The sequence below is a fragment of the Micromonospora sp. SCSIO 07396 genome (assembly GCF_053667945.1).
In genome coordinates, this window is sequence record NZ_CM132210.1 from 5262054 (window position 1) to 5276225 (window position 14172).

The window sequence follows — 14172 nt, forward strand, 5'->3', positions numbered from 1 at the left end:
CGGGTCACCGGGGCGGGCGGGAGGTGGGGTGCCAGGCGCGGGCGGGATCGGTCGACGGCCAGAGTTCGGCCAGCCACGGGTCGGTCCGCTCGGCCGGTGCCCGCTCGGCGGCGACCGCCCGGCGGCCGAGCAGCACCACGTAGGCGAAGAAGCCCAGCCAGACCGCCGCGCCGACGGCGACCCGCAGCGCCACCGGCACCGGGGCCGGGGTGACGAACGCCTCCAGCAGCGCGGAGACCGCGAACAGCCCGACCAGGCCCACCGCCACCAGGATCGCCGACCGGCCCGCCTCGGCGACCGCCCGGCCCCGGCCCAGGTGCTCCGGCGGCGAGATCCACGCCCAGGCGGTCCGCAGCCCCACCCCGGCGGCCACGAAGACCCCGGTCAGCTCCAGCAGCCCGTGCGGGGTGATCAGTCCGAAGAAGACGTCGGAGCGGCCGTAGGAGACCATCACGCCGCCCACCACCCCGATGTTCAGCGCGTTCTGCCACAGCAGGTAGAGCACCGGCACCACGAGCACCCCCGCGGCGAGGCACTGGGCGGCGATCCAGGCGTTGTGGGTCCACAGGTGGAAGGCGAAGGTCGGCGCGGCGAACTCGGTGTAGTAGCCGGCGAAGCCGGAGTCGACCAGGTCGGCGGCGGCATCCGGGCCGATGAATGCGGCGGCGGTGTCCGGGTTGCCCGCCACGTACCAGATGAGGAAGCCGCTGAGCAGGCTGAACCCGGTCGCCACCGCGCACCACCACGGCCAGGCCCGGTAGACCGCGCCGGGGAAGCCGACGGTGAGGAACCGCCCGACGGCCGACCAGGAGGCCCGCTGCCGGCCGGTGATCCGGGCCCGCGCCCGCAGCACGAGCTGGGAGAGCCGGCTGACCAGGGCCGGGTCGGGTGCCCGGCTGCGCAGCGCCGACAGGTGGGTGGCGGTGCGCTGGTAGAGGACGATCATCTCGTCGATCTCGTCGACGTCGAGCCGGCGACGGTCGCAGAACAGCTCCAGCCGTCGCCACTCGTGGCTGTGCTCGGCGACGTACGCGTCGAGATCCACTGGTCCTCCCCCGTCCGGCGACCATAGTGTTCACTGTCCGGGTGAGCGCGCAACCACCGGTGCCGGCCGGCACCGTCCCGGCCGGCGTCGACCCGGCGGGACGCTGGGCGGACGCGGGGCTGGTCAGCGGCGAGGCCGTCGCGCTGGACGTGCGGGCGGCACGGCTCGGCTCCCGGGTGTTGGCACTGCTGATCGACGTCGTCGGGCAACTGTTCTGCGCGGCGTTGCTGGCCCTGACGCTGACCCCGCTGGTGCTGATCGTGCTCCCCGACCAGGTGGTGGACCGGGCGCTGACCGGCGCGTTGGAGACCCTCGGCCTGGTGCTGGTGGTGGTCGGCTACCCGGTGCTGTGGGAACGCCTCAACCACGGCCGGACGCCCGGCAAGCTCGCCGTGGGGCTGCGGGTGGTCAGCGCCGACGGCGGCCCGGTGCAGTGGCGTCAGTCGCTGACCCGGGCGCTGGTCGGGGCGGCCGTGGAGTGGCCGGGGCTGGTGCTGCCGCTGCTGAGCTGGGTGGCCGGGGCGACGGTGATGCTGACCGACCCGCGGGGCCGACGGCTGGGTGACCTGGTGGCCGGCACGATGGTGGTGCACACCCGCACCACGTACCCCTGGCGGCCGGCCCCGGCGATCGTCGCGCCGCTGGCCGGCTGGGCCGCCACCCTGGACCTGACCCGGCTGGACGACGCGCTGGCCCTGGCGGTGCGGCAGTACCTGACCCGGGGGCAGCAGATCGTCGAGCCGCACCGCAGCCGGCTGGCCCGGGAGTTGTGGCGCGAGGTGGCGGCGGTGACCGCCCCGACGCCGCCGCCGGGCGTACCGGAGCCGTTGCTGTTGGCGGCGGTGCTCGCCGAACGCAACAGGCGCGGCTCGCTGCGGCTGCGCCACCAGCGGGCGCTCACCGCCGCCCTCTGGCCCGACCCGGCCACCCCCGCCGTCGTCGCGCCGGCTGCCGCCGACCGACCCGCCCCGGCCGGGGTACGACCGGCCGCGCCGGCGCTCCGGTCGGCGTCGCCGGACCATCCGGCCTGACCGGTACGCCGGTCAGCCGAACAGGGTCCGACCCCACCAGTCGGCGGCGTCGCGGACCCCGGGTGGGCAGGCGAACAGGCCGCTGGAGACGTGCCGCAGGTACTCGTTCATCGCGTCGTTGCGGGCCAGCCGGGTCTGGATCGGCACGAACTGTCGGCGCGGGTCCCGCTGGTAGGCCATGAAGAACAGCCCGGCGTCGAGCCGGCCCAACCCGTCCGAGCCGTCGACGTAGTTGTAGCCCCGGCGCAGCAACCGGGCACCGTCGTTGAGGGTGGGGTGGGCGAGGCGCACGTGCGAGTCGACGGCGATCACCGGCTGGCCGTCGTCGCCCTTCGCGGCGAAGTCCGGCTCGTCGAACTCGTCGCGGCGGCCCAGCGGTGCGCCGCCGCCCTTGGTCCGGCCGACGATCTGCTCCTGCTCGGCCAGCGAACTACGGTCCCAGGTCTCGATCTGCATCCGGATCTTGCGGGTGACCAGGTAGGACCCGCCGGTCATCCAGTCCGCGCCGTCGTCGGGCTGGGCCCAGAGCTGCTCGCGCAGCAGCCCGGCGTCCTCGGCCTTGAGGTTGGCGGTGCCGTCCTTGAAACCGAAGAGGTTACGCGGGGTCGCCTGGTCCCGCGACGTCGACGAGGTACGCCCGAAGCCGAGCTGCGACCAGCGGACGCTGACCACGCCCATCCCGATCCGGGCCAGGTTGCGGATGGCGTGCACGGCCACCTGCGGGTCGTTGGCGCACGCCTGCACGCACAGGTCACCGCCGGAGATCTCCGGGCGCAGCGCGTCCCCGGCGAAGTGCGGCAGGTCGGCCAGCGCGGCGGGCCGCCGGCCGGCGATGCCGAACCGGTCCCGGCCCTGCGCGTCGCGGAACAGCGTCGCGCCGAAGCCGACAGTCAGGGTGAGCTGCGACGGGGGCAGGCCCAGCGCCTCGCCGGTGTCGTCCGGCGGGGCCTCCGGCATACCGCCGACCGCACCGATCACCCCGGCGTCCTTCCCGCCGGTCATCCGGGCGGCGGCGGCCGTCCACTCCTGGAGCATCGCGACCAGCCGGTCCCGGTCCTTGGTGATCACGTCGAAGGCGACGAAGTGCAGCCGGTCCTGGGCCGGGGTGGTGATCCCGGCCTGGTGCTCACCGTGGAACGGCACCGCACCGGCGGCCCCGTCGTACGCGGCGGCCCGGTCACCGTCGCGGGCCAGCGCGCCCGCTCCGGCAGCCACCCCGGCCACCCCGGCGGCACCGACCCCGACGAGGGTGATCGCCCGCCGGCGGGACAGCCGGCGGCGTCCCCGGCCGGCGGTGCTGCTCTGCTCGCTCATCGACTCTCCTGGGAGGGACCGGCCGGTACGACGGCCGTGCGGACCCGTCGTCATCGGGCGACGGCGGCGGCGACCTTGCTGACCGGCTCGGCGAGGGCGTTGATGCTGTCCGACAGCTCCTTGAGGTCGGCCTTGCTCAGCTGGGTGTGCAGCTTCCAGCCGTCGCCGTCGCGGTGCTTGCCGAGCGCCGCCTCCACGTTGGCGAACTCCTTGTCGAGCTGGGCGACCAGTTCCGGGGCGCGCTGCTCCAGCGCCGGCCGCAGCGCGGCGACGGCCGCCTTGGAGCCCTCCAGGTTGGCGTTGAAGTCCCAGAGGTCGGTGTGCGAGTACCGCTCCTCCTCGCCGGTGATCTTGCCGCTGGCCACCTCGTCGAGCAGGGCCTTCGCCCCGTTGGCGAGCTGGAGCGGGGTGAGCTTCTCGGCGTTGGCCCGGCTCACGATCTCCTTGACGTCGACCAGCAGCCGGTCGGCGATCGGACCGTCCTTACTGATGTCCCCGGTGGTCCAGAGGTCCTTCTCGATCCGGTGGAAGCCGGTGAACTCCATGCCCTCCTCGATGACCTCCTCCCGCCCGTCGATCTTCGGGTCGAGGTCGCCGAAGCTCTCCGCGACCGGCTCGATCCGCTCCCAGTAGGTGCGGGCCACCGGGTAGAGGGCCTTGGCCTTCGGCACGTCGCCGGCCTTGACGGCGGTGACGAACTCCTCGGTCTTGGTCAGCAGGGCGGCGGTCTGGCTGGTCACGTACCGCTGGTAGCTGGCGGTGGCCTCGGTCAGCGCGGCGTCCGGGGCCACCGTCGCGGCGGTGCCGCTGACCTTCAGCGCACCCCGGATGCCCCGGCCGCTCATCCCGGGCTTGCAGGCCGTCTCGTACGTCCCCGCCGGCAGCTCCACCCGCAGTTCCCGGCTGAGCCCCGGGGCGATGTTCTCCACCTCGCCCATCACCCGGTCACCGGCGGCGTAGACGTAGAACTCGTTGACCTTGCTGCCGGAGTTGGTCACGGTGAAGGTGGCCTGGCCGGCGTCCAACTCGGTGACGTCGACCTCGCACACGCTGTCGGTGGCCTTGACCTTGACCGTGTTGGCGGCTCCGGCGTCCTGCCGCTCGTCCTTGCCACAGGCGGTGACACCGGTGACGGCCAGCGCGCCGACGGCGGCGAGCACCAGGAAACGGGTGGTACGCATCGTTTGCTTGTCTCCTTGGAGAGGGCGGTGGATCAGGCGCGGCGCGACCCGGCCGGCTGCGCGGTGGCGGGGCCGTCCGGCGCGACGGTGGGGGTCGGGGTGGGCTTCGCCGGCGCGGCCGGCCGGCGCAGGAACAGCACCAGCACCGGTACGGCGTACGCGACCCAGGCGACCGTCTCCAGCACGCTCGGCGCGGCGGTGACGTTGAACATCCCGGCGAGCAGGGCGGCGTACCAGGTGTTGGGGTCGAGCACGCCGGTGATGTCGAAGGCCAGGTCGTTGAGGCCCGGCAGCACCCCGGCCTCCTGGAAGTCGTGCACGCCGTATTTGAGGATGCCGGCGGCGACCAGGATCAGCAGCGCGCCGGTCCAGGTGAAGAACGTGGACAGGTTGATCCGCAGGGCGCTGCGGTAGAGCAGGAAGCCGATCCCGACGGCGGTGGCGATGCCGCCGATCAGGGCCAGCAGCGGCCCGGAGCCGGTGCCACCGGTCGCGCTCTGCGCCGCCGAGTAGAAGATCAGCGCGGTCTCCAGGCCCTCCCGGACCACCGCGAGGAAGGCCATCCCGGCGACCGCGAGCGAGCCGACCGCGAGCGCCTCGGTCAGCTTGCCGCGCAGCTCACCGGCGATCGTCCGGGCGGCCCGTCGCATCCAGAAGATCATCCAGGTCACGAAGACCACGGCGGCGACCGAGGTGACGGCCTCGAACAGCTCCCGGTCCTCCGACCGGGCCAGCAGCGAGGTCGACGTGTACTCGATCAGCCAGCCGAACAGCACCGAGAGCGCCACGGCGAGCCCGACACCGGCCCACACCTGCGGCAGCCGGTCCCGGCGCTGCGACTTGACCAGGAAGGCGACCAGGATGCTGACGACCAGCGTGGCCTCCAGGCCCTCCCGCAGGCCGATCAGGTACGTGGCGAACATCGGTGCTCCGTGTCGTGGTCAGGCTTGCCTCAGGCAACTTAGGGCAGCCATACCTTCCTCCCGATCGGGGGTTCAGTCAAGTCGTTCTTGACAGCTTCACCCTGGTCGGGACGGTCGGCCCGGACCCGTCGGCCGGGGGTGCCGCCCCGCCGCCCGACGTGGCAGGATGCGGCATACCCCCAGGACAGGACGCCCCGTGAACGACGCGCCCCGCATCCCCGCCCGCCGTCCCGCACACGCCCCCGCACCAGGCCGGTGTGGGCCACGCCACCGTCGGCCGGGACGGCACCGGTGAGGGGCTTCGGCCCGTGGCTGGCCGTCCTCGCGCTGGTGACCGTCCTCAGCGCCCTGCGGTTGCGCCCGTTGGCCCTGGCCGTCTCCGTGGCCTGGCTCGCCTGGTGCGTGTGGACCTGGGTCCGCCCGACCCGCCGCGGCCCCGGCCCGTCCTGACCCGACCGGCCCCGGCACGCCCCGACCCGGACGCCCCGGTTGCGGTCCGACCCGCCTACGGGCGAGGGGGCCGGCCACACGTCGTGGCCGACCCCCTCCTGTGTCCGCGTCGCTCAGTAGCGGTAGTGCTCCGGCTTGAACGGGCCCTCGGGAGAGACGCCCAGGTAGGCGGCCTGCTCCTTGGTCAGCTCGGTCAGCCGGGCGCCGAGCGCGTCCAGGTGCAGCCGGGCGACCTTCTCGTCCAGGTGCTTGGGCAGCACGTAGACGCCGACCGGGTACTCGTCGGTCTTGGTGAACAGCTCGATCTGGGCGATCGTCTGGTTGGCGAACGAGTTCGACATCACGAAGCTCGGGTGGCCGGTGGCGTTGCCCAGGTTCAGCAGGCGGCCCTCGGACAGCACGATGATGGCGTGGCCGTCGTCGAAGCGCCACACGTCGACCTGCGGCTTGATGTTCTCCCGGGTGACGTCCGAGCGCTTCATCAGGCCGGCCATGTCGATCTCGTTGTCGAAGTGGCCGATGTTGCCGACGATGGCCTGGTGCTTCATCCGGGCCATGTGCTCGTTGGTGATGACGTCGAAGCAGCCGGTCGCGGTGATGAAGATGTCGGCCTGCTCGACCACGTCCTCCAGGGTGGCGACCTGGTAGCCGTCCATCGCCGCCTGCAGCGCGCAGATCGGGTCGACCTCGGTCACCACGACCCGGGCGCCCTGGCCGCGCAGCGACTCGGCGCAGCCCTTGCCCACGTCGCCGTAGCCGAGCACGACGGCCATCTTGCCGCCGATCAGCACGTCGGTGGCCCGGTTGATGCCGTCGATCAGCGAGTGCCGGCAGCCGTACTTGTTGTCGAACTTGCTCTTGGTCACCGAGTCGTTGACGTTGATGGCCGGGAAGAGCAGGGTGCCGGCCCGGTGCATCTCGTAGAGCCGGTGCACGCCGGTGGTGGTCTCCTCGGTGACGCCCTTGATGCCGGCGGCGATCCGGGTCCAGCGCTGGTTGTCCTCGGCGAGGCTGCGGTGCAGCACCTCAAGGATGACCGCGTACTCCTCGGAGTCGGCGGTCTCGACCGCCGGGACGGCCCCGGCCTTCTCGAACTCGACGCCCTTGTGCACCAGCAGGGTGGCGTCACCGCCGTCGTCGAGGATCATGTTCGGGCCCTGCCCGTCCGGCCAGGCGAGCACCTGCTCGGTGCACCACCAGTATTCCTGGAGGCTCTCACCCTTCCAGGCGTAGACCGGGACGCCGGACGGCGCGTCGGGGGTGCCCTCGGGGCCGACCACGATCGCCGCGGCGGCGTGGTCCTGGGTGGAGAAGATGTTGCAGGACGCCCAGCGGACCTGCGCGCCGAGGGCGACCAGCGTCTCGATCAGGACGGCGGTCTGGATGGTCATGTGCAGCGAACCGGTGATCCGGGCGCCGGCGAGCGGCTGGGCGTCGGCGAATTCGCGGCGGATCGCCATCAGGCCGGGCATCTCGTGCTCGGCGAGGCGGATCTCCTTGCGCCCGAACTCGGCGAGCGACAGATCCGCCACCTTGTAGTCGCCCTCGGCGAGGGTGGCCGGCCGGGCGTCGCTGGATGACGCCGGGAGGGTGCTGGTCATGAAGGCTCCTGTCGAACGATGGCTGCGCGACCATCAACCTTACGCCCGCCTCCTCGCGGCGCACGGTGGGCCGTCCGGAGACAGCGCACGGGGCGGTCGGCGTGGGACGAAACCTCCGTCCACCTGCCGGCCGCCCCGTGCATCCCCCCGGTTTGGTTACCCCCGCGCGCCGCCGGACCTTCGTCGCGACAACGCTGCGTACTCATGAGATTACCGTGAGACACGGATCGGTCAAGCAATTCGGGAAAGTCGGACTTGTGGCGTGGCGCAGGTGGTCCCGCGGTACCGTCAACCGCCGCAGGTCGCGACGAACGCCGTGCCCGTACCGGACAGCACCAGCGCCGCACCCGCGGCCGTGCCCACGGCGGCCTGCCCCGGGCCGAGCATCACCGCGCCCTCCCCGTCGTCCACCCCGACCTTGCCCTGGTGGCAGAACACCACCCGGGGGCCGGGCCGCGCCAGCCGGACCTCCGGCCCGGCCGCGTCCACCGTCACCCGGTGCAGCGCGAAGTCGTCCACCGGAACCGGCCAGCAGACCACCCCGGGCGTCACCGGCCGGGCGACGAGCACCGGATCGTCCAGCACCTCGAACCGCAGCACCCGCAGCAACTCGTCGACGTCCACGTGCTTCGGGGTGAGCCCGCCGCGCAGCACGTTGTCACTGGCCGCCATGATCTCCACACCGGTGCCGCTCAGGTAGGCGTGCAGGTTGCCGGCCGGCATCCAGATCGCCTCCCCCGGCGTCAGCCGCACATGGTGCAGCAGCAGCGCCACCAGCACCCCCGGATCGGCCGGATAGCGGATCGCCAGGTCCCGGGCCAGCTCCGCGTCCGGCCCGGCGGCGTCCGCCGAGCGCACCGCCCCGATCAGCCCGGCACGCTCGGCGTCCGGCCAGGTCAGCAGCACACGTACGGCCTCCCGCAGCCCCGCCGGCCCGGCCCGCAGCGCGGCCACCACAGGCGACAGCTCCGGTACGCCGAACCCGGCCAACGCCGTCGCCGACAGCTGCGGATCCCGGAACCCGCAGAGCGCGTCGAACGGCGTCAACGCGACGAGCAACTCCGGCTTGTGGTACGGGTCGACGTAGTTGCGCGGCCCCTGCCCCGGCCCCGCCATCCCGTCGACCCACCCGTCACCGGCCCGCCCGGCACCGGCCGGCTGGACGCCAGCCTGCTCGGCGGCGTAGCCGGCGCGGGCCTGCTCGGCGTCGGGGTGGGCCTGGAGACTCAACGGGGCCTCCGCGGCGAGCACCTTCAACAGGAACGGCAGCCGGGTGCCGAACCGGCCGACCTGCTGCTCGCCGAGCCAGTGGTCCGGCTCGGCCACCAGCAGGTCGGTCAGACTGACCCGCTCGCCGTCCCGGTCGACCGTGGCCGGGCCACCCGGATGGGCACCCAGCCACAGCTCCGCCTCCGGGCCGTCGGTCGGCGCCGGTCGCCCCTGCAACTCGGCCAGCGCCGAGCGGGACCCCCAGGCGTAGTCGCGGATCGACCCGTGCAGCAGTTCCACGGTCAGCCTCCGGCCCGCCCGGCCACCTCACTCGACCCAGCCGACGCCGGTGCCGCGGCGGTCGGCGCGGCCGTGCCGGTGCCCGCCCGCTCGGCGGCGACGCTGTAGATGTCCGGCTCCAGATAGATCACCCGGGCGATCGGCACGGCCGCCCGGATCCGCGCCTCGACCGCGTTGATGCCCCGGGCCAGTTCCTCCGCGCTCTCCCAGGCCGGCACGCCGATCTTCGCGGCCACCATCAGCTCCTCCGGGCCGAGGTAGAGCGTCTTCATGTGGATGATCCGCTCGACCTCGGGACCGTCGGTGACGGCCCGCTCGATGGTCGCCAGGTCGCCCGGGTCGGCACCCTCGCCGAGCAGCAGGCTCTTCGTCTCGATCGCCAGCACGATCGCGATGATCACCAGCAGGACGCCGATCATCGCGGTGCCCGCGGCGTCCCACATGCCGTTGCCGGTGATCAGCGTCATCCCCACACCGAACAGCGCGAGCACCAGGCCGACCAGCGCGCCGAAGTCCTCCAGCAGCACCACCGGCAGCTCCGGCGCCTTGGCCCGACGGATGAAGTTCACCCAGGACTGGCTGCCCCGGGTGTGGTTCGACTCCTTGATCGCGGTGCGGAAGGAGAAGCCCTCCATCACGATCGCGGCCAGCAGCACCGCCACCGGCACCCACTGCCACGAGGTGATCGGGTGCGGGTCGGCCGCCTTGTGCCACGCCTCGTAGAGCGCGAACAGACCACCGAGGCTGAACAGCACGATCGACACGATGAACGCGTAGATGTAGCGCTCCCGGCCGTACCCGAAGGGATGCTCCGGGGTGGCCGCCCGCTTGGCCCGCTTACCGCCGAGCAGCAGCAGCGCCTGGTTGCCCGAGTCGGCCACCGAGTGGATCGACTCGGCCAGCATCGACGACGAGCTGGTCAGCAGGAACGCGATGAACTTGGTGATGGCGATACCGACGTTCGCCAGCAGGGCGGCGATGATCGCCTTGGTACCGCCGTTCGCGCTCACTGGTTCGACAGCTCCTTCATCTCGGTGACGGCCGGAACGGCCATCGGGTCCAGCCCATGGGCCAGGGCAAGATAGACCGACGCGAAGTCGGGCACCGCGACGAGGGAGGCGAGCCGTTCCAGCGCGGAGCCGCCCTCGGCGGTGACCACGTCGCAACGCACCCCGCGCCGCTCGGCGAGGGTCTGCACCGCGTCGGCGCGACGCTCCTCGACGGCCAGCGGCTCGTCGGTGTCGTCGTCGGCGTTGAGGCCACCGTCACGCAGCAGCACCAGCCGCAGCCGGGTCGGATCGGGCTCGGCCTCCCCCGGATCGGCGAAGATGTCCCGGGTCGACTCCACCAGGCCGCCGAAGACACCGTCGAGCAGGCCGACCCGGCCCCGACCGGCCTCACCCAGCGCCCCGGCGACCACCGGGTAACGGGCGTTGGCCGACAGCGTGTCACCGAAGCGGCGGGCCGCCACGGTGGCCAGCGGGGACGAACCCCAGACGATCGGAATCGACCCGGCCAGCCCGAGGGCCAGCGACTTCGCCGGGTTGACGAAGGACTCGGCGGTCGACCGGCACCGGTCGGCGTCGGCGTCCAGCCGGGCCGCCGTCTCGGCCAGATCCGCCTCGTTGACCTTCACCAGGCCGAGCGTACGGGCGGCGAGCAGAACCGGCACGGTGAGCGCCCAGAGACTGGCCCGGGCCGGGGCGCGGCGGGGCACCGGGATGAACGGCGCGCGGGCCCGCTCGGCCACCGACTGCAACTGCGAGTCGGGCGCACCGACCGCGACCAGCCGGGCACCCCGGCGGTGCGCGGCCTCGGCGGCACCCAACGCCTCCGGGCTACGGCCGGACGCGCTGACCGCGATCACCACGTCGGCCGCGCCGACCCAACCGGGCACCCCGGCGCTGCGGTGCGGGATCACCGGCACCGGGCAGCGCGGCCCGGCGACCGTGGCCAGCACGTCCCCGGTCCGCCCGGCGGTGCCGATGCCGGCGATGACGACCGCACGCGGGCGGCCCTCGTCCTCCAGCAGCGCCAGGTTGGCCTCGGCGGCCAGCGCGGCGGACTCCCGCACCTGGGCCCCGGCCGAGGCGGTGAAACGCAGCATGCCGCCCGGATCGTGGGCGGCGACCGCCTCCGGGTCGTCCAGGATCGACTCGTCGGCCACCCGCCGGCCGCTGACGCCGGCCGTTCCCTCCATCACCGCTGCGCCTCCGGCCCGCCACGAGCCTCGTCCAGCAGCAGCACCGGCACGTCGTCGCGCACCTCGAAGATGCGACCGCACTGCGTGCAGGTGAGGGTCTGGGCCTGAGCGTCGTAGTCCAGCGGTGCGTGGTGTGTGTCCGGGCAGGCGAGGATTTCGAGCAACTGCGGGTCCAGGGCCACGGCGCGGCTCCTTCCACGTGTGTGGTCTGTGCCGGTCGGCGGTGCCGACCGGCGGAGGGGATCCTATCGGCGAACCCGCTCCAGCACCTCGTCGCGCAGCGAGGTCATCCGCTCCGCGGTCGGGCCCTCGACGTTGAGCCGCAGCAGCGGTTCGGTATTGGAGGCGCGCAGGTTGAACCACGCACCGTCGGGGAACCGCAGGGTGAGCCCGTCCAGTTCGTCCGCTTCCGCCTGCGGGTACGCCGCCCGCACCGCCGCGACCCGGGCGGCCTGGTCGGTGACCGTGGAGTTGATCTCGCCGGAGGCGACGTACCGCTCGTAGCCGCTGGCCAGCAGGGACAGCGGCTGGGACTGCTCACCGAGGGCGGCCAGGGTGTGCATGGCGGCGAGCATGCCGGTGTCGGCGAACCAGAAGTCCCGGAAGTAGTAGTGCGCGGAGTGCTCCCCGCCGAAGATCGCGTTGGTCCGGGCCATCTCGGCCTTGATGAAGGAGTGCCCCACCCGGGCCACCACCGGCACGCCCCCGTGCTCACGGATGATCTCCGGCACGGCCCGGGAGGTGATCAGATTGTGGATCACCGTGGACCCCGGGTGCTTGGCCAGCTCGCGGGCGGCGACCAGGGCGGTGATCGCCGACGGGGAGACCGGCTCGCCCCGCTCGTCGATCACGAAGCACCGGTCGGCGTCGCCGTCGAAGGCCAGGCCGAGGTCGGCGGAGTGGGCCACCACCGCCCGCTGGAGATCGACCAGGTTCCTCGGGTCGAGCGGGTTGGCCTCGTGGTTGGGGAAGGTGCCGTCCAGCTCGAAGTAGAGCGGCACGATCTCCAGCGGCAGGGCCGGCAACGCCGCGTCGCCGAGCACGCTCGGCACCGTGTAACCGCCCATCCCGTTACCGGCGTCCACCACCACCTTGAGCGGGCGGATGGTCGACAGGTCGACCAGTTTGCGCAGGTGGGCCGCGTAGTCGGGGAGCAGGTCACGCCGGTCGACCGGGGCCGGCGAGGCGGCGGCCGGCCGGGTGCCGGCGTCCAGCAGCGCCTGGGCCCGGACCCGGATGTCGGCCAGGCCGCTGTCCTGGCCGATCGGGCGGGCCCCGGAACGGCACATCTTGATGCCGTTGTACTGCGCCGGGTTGTGACTGGCGGTGAACATCGCCCCGGGCAGGCCGAGCGCACCGGAGGCGTAGTAGAGCATGTCGGTGGAGGCGAGCCCCAACTCGATCACGGCCCGCCCCTCGGCCCGCACGCCGTCGGCGAAGGCGGCGGCCAGCCCCGGGCCGGTGGCCCGCATGTCGTGCGCGATCAGCACGGCCCCGTCCGGCTCGCCGGCCTCGTCGAGCACCCGGGTGAGGGCCGCGCCGAGGGCTTCGGCGACCCGTTCGTCCCACTGGTCGGGCACCGTCCCACGGACGTCGTACGCCTTCACGATCTGGGACAGGTCAGACACCGGTTTCAGCTCCTCGACAGGGGTCGTCAACGACCCTGAGCGTATCGGAGCGGTGGCGTCCGTCCCCTCCTAGCCGGGGAGCTCGGGCATGATCGTCGTCGCTTCGCCGCCGGTGGCGGGCGGTGACGCCGGCCGGTCCGGGGCGGGCGGCGCGGAAACCGGCGGGTTCGGGGCGGGCGGGACGGCAGCCGGGGCGGGCGGCGCGGAGACCGGACCGCCCTGGGCGGGCGGGGCGGCGGCCGGACGGCTGCCGTACACCCCGCCGGCCGGGCGGGGCGCGGGCGTCACCGTCGGGTAGGCGGCCGGTGCCCCGTACAGGCTGCCGGGGCGGGCCGGCGCGGGCGGCTGCGGCTGCCCGTACACCTGCCCGGAGGGGGCCGGGGCCGGACCCGCCGCCACACCCCCGGAGCGGTAGGTGGTCGGGGTTACCGGGTTACGGGGTTGCGGCAGGGCCGGAAGGTCGACCGGGTCGACGGCCCGGCCCGGGTCGACGGCGGCCCGGTCGGCGCGGGACCGGAAGATCAGCAGGGCGATGAGCCCGGCACCCAGGATCACCAGGGCGATGCCGGCAAACATGGTCATGGATCCTCCGGAGGTCTCTGCGGCGGCGGTGGTGGGGCCGGCCGCCGGGGCGGCGAGCGCGGCCCCGGCGGTCACCGTCGTCGGCGCGGGCGCGGGCGTGGTCGCGTCGGGGGTGGGCGTGGGCTTCCTGGTCGGAGTGGGACTCGGCGTGGGGGAACCGGCGGCCCGCCCGCCGACCCGGGACGTGTCGGCACCCCGGCCGATCAGCCGGCCGGCCGCGGTCGTGGCCTCACCGACCACGTCCAGCCGACCCGCCGGCGCCCCGGCGAGGAACGCCACCCGGTAGCGGACGGTGCTGCTCTTCCCCTTGCACAACGGTGGACCCGCCGACGAGGTACGGGAGACCTGGAGCACGCCACCGCCACCGGTGACGGGAACAGTGGACCACCGCCCCCCGACATTCACCTCTACCCGCACCTGGTCCGCGCCAACCCCGGCCAGGCTCAGCCCCAGTGCGGTCCGCAGCAGCACACACCCGTCGGTACGTTTGCGCACCTCGATCGCGACCCCGCCCGGGGAGCCCCCGGCGGAGAAGCCGCCCGAGGCCCGAACCCGCACCCGGTCCTCGTCCGCGTGGGCGGGGAGCGCGCCGACGGCCACCAGGCCGGCGAGCAGCGCGCCGACGGTCACCACCCGGCCCACCTGCCGACGCACGGACATCTCCCACCCCCTCCGCCCCGGCGGGGGCCGCCGGCCAGGTTACTA

13 protein-coding genes are annotated in these 14172 nt (G+C 73.5%); 2 read left to right on the top strand and 11 right to left on the bottom strand.

The window, feature by feature from the left end:
• Positions 1 to 4 precede the first annotated feature (4 nt).
• Positions 5 to 1045, bottom strand: a complete 1041-nt coding sequence (locus tag ACWCHM_RS22600) for a stage II sporulation protein M (RefSeq protein WP_281900354.1) — start codon at positions 1043 to 1045, stop codon at positions 5 to 7.
• Between the two features lie 41 nt (positions 1046 to 1086).
• On the opposite strand from ACWCHM_RS22600, the gene ACWCHM_RS22605 reads away from it, so the two are divergent.
• Complete coding sequence (locus ACWCHM_RS22605) at positions 1087 to 2076, top strand: RDD family protein (RefSeq protein WP_307820938.1); 990 nt, start codon at positions 1087 to 1089, stop codon at positions 2074 to 2076.
• Positions 2077 to 2088: 12 nt separating this feature from the next.
• On the opposite strand, the gene efeB is transcribed toward ACWCHM_RS22605, so the two are convergent.
• The 3 genes from efeB to efeU are packed head-to-tail and all read right to left on the bottom strand — an operon-like array spanning position 2089 to position 5494.
• The gene (gene efeB, locus ACWCHM_RS22610; RefSeq protein ID WP_454219720.1) at positions 2089 to 3390 is read right to left on the bottom strand and encodes an iron uptake transporter deferrochelatase/peroxidase subunit; all 1302 of its coding nucleotides are present in this window, start codon (positions 3388 to 3390) and stop codon (positions 2089 to 2091) included.
• A 50-nt stretch (positions 3391 to 3440) separates the two neighbouring features.
• Positions 3441 to 4571 (bottom strand): iron uptake system protein EfeO, encoded by a 1131-nt coding sequence (gene efeO / locus ACWCHM_RS22615; protein ID WP_204956553.1) that lies wholly within the window; start codon positions 4569 to 4571, stop codon positions 3441 to 3443.
• Positions 4572 to 4603: 32 nt separating this feature from the next.
• Entirely contained in the window at positions 4604 to 5494 is an 891-nt protein-coding gene (efeU, locus tag ACWCHM_RS22620) for an iron uptake transporter permease EfeU (protein ID WP_204956552.1), read from the bottom strand.
• A 291-nt stretch (positions 5495 to 5785) separates the two neighbouring features.
• Here efeU and ACWCHM_RS22625 point away from each other — a divergent pair, with 291 nt between their 5' ends.
• Positions 5786 to 5944: a hypothetical protein gene (locus ACWCHM_RS22625; RefSeq protein ID WP_204956551.1), complete on the top strand. Its 159-nt coding sequence runs from the start codon at positions 5786 to 5788 to the stop codon at positions 5942 to 5944.
• A 113-nt stretch (positions 5945 to 6057) separates the two neighbouring features.
• On the opposite strand, the gene ahcY is transcribed toward ACWCHM_RS22625, so the two are convergent.
• The 7 genes from ahcY to ACWCHM_RS22660 all read right to left on the bottom strand — a co-directional run bounded on the left by ahcY (position 6058) and on the right by ACWCHM_RS22660 (position 14127).
• A complete protein-coding gene (gene ahcY / locus ACWCHM_RS22630) occupies positions 6058 to 7545 on the bottom strand; it encodes an adenosylhomocysteinase (RefSeq protein WP_204956550.1) in 1488 nt (495 codons plus the stop codon).
• 288 nt (positions 7546 to 7833) lie between these two features.
• Entirely contained in the window at positions 7834 to 9054 is a 1221-nt protein-coding gene (manA, locus tag ACWCHM_RS22635) for a mannose-6-phosphate isomerase, class I (RefSeq protein ID WP_454219721.1), read from the bottom strand.
• A gap of 2 nt (positions 9055 to 9056) precedes the next feature.
• A complete protein-coding gene (locus ACWCHM_RS22640; protein ID WP_204956548.1) occupies positions 9057 to 10064 on the bottom strand; it encodes a cation diffusion facilitator family transporter in 1008 nt (335 codons plus the stop codon).
• On the bottom strand, positions 10061 to 11257 hold the full coding sequence (locus tag ACWCHM_RS22645) for an SIS domain-containing protein (RefSeq protein WP_204956547.1): 1197 nt from the start codon (positions 11255 to 11257) through the stop codon (positions 10061 to 10063). The genes ACWCHM_RS22640 and ACWCHM_RS22645 overlap by 4 nt, the downstream gene beginning before the upstream one ends.
• On the bottom strand, positions 11254 to 11439 hold the full coding sequence (locus ACWCHM_RS22650) for a Trm112 family protein (RefSeq protein ID WP_088642951.1): 186 nt from the start codon (positions 11437 to 11439) through the stop codon (positions 11254 to 11256). Before ACWCHM_RS22650 ends, ACWCHM_RS22645 begins: the two co-directional genes overlap by 4 nt.
• A 63-nt stretch (positions 11440 to 11502) precedes the next feature.
• Positions 11503 to 12885, bottom strand: a complete 1383-nt coding sequence (locus ACWCHM_RS22655) for a phosphomannomutase/phosphoglucomutase (protein ID WP_454219722.1) — start codon at positions 12883 to 12885, stop codon at positions 11503 to 11505.
• 69 nt (positions 12886 to 12954) lie between these two features.
• Positions 12955 to 14127: a hypothetical protein gene (locus ACWCHM_RS22660; protein ID WP_454219723.1), complete on the bottom strand. Its 1173-nt coding sequence runs from the start codon at positions 14125 to 14127 to the stop codon at positions 12955 to 12957.
• Positions 14128 to 14172 lie beyond the last annotated feature (45 nt).

What these genes read in the sequence shown, in the direction of transcription:
- efeB (WP_454219720.1), bottom strand. Translation starts at nt 3,390, where the DNA reads ATGAGCGAGCAGAGCAGCACCGCCGGCCGGGGACGCCGCCGGCTGTCC.
- efeO (WP_204956553.1), bottom strand. Translation starts at nt 4,571, where the DNA reads ATGCGTACCACCCGTTTCCTGGTGCTCGCCGCCGTCGGCGCGCTGGCC.
- efeU (WP_204956552.1), bottom strand. Translation starts at nt 5,494, where the DNA reads ATGTTCGCCACGTACCTGATCGGCCTGCGGGAGGGCCTGGAGGCCACG.
- ahcY (WP_204956550.1), bottom strand. Translation starts at nt 7,545, where the DNA reads ATGACCAGCACCCTCCCGGCGTCATCCAGCGACGCCCGGCCGGCCACC.
- ACWCHM_RS22660 (WP_454219723.1), bottom strand. Translation starts at nt 14,127, where the DNA reads ATGTCCGTGCGTCGGCAGGTGGGCCGGGTGGTGACCGTCGGCGCGCTG.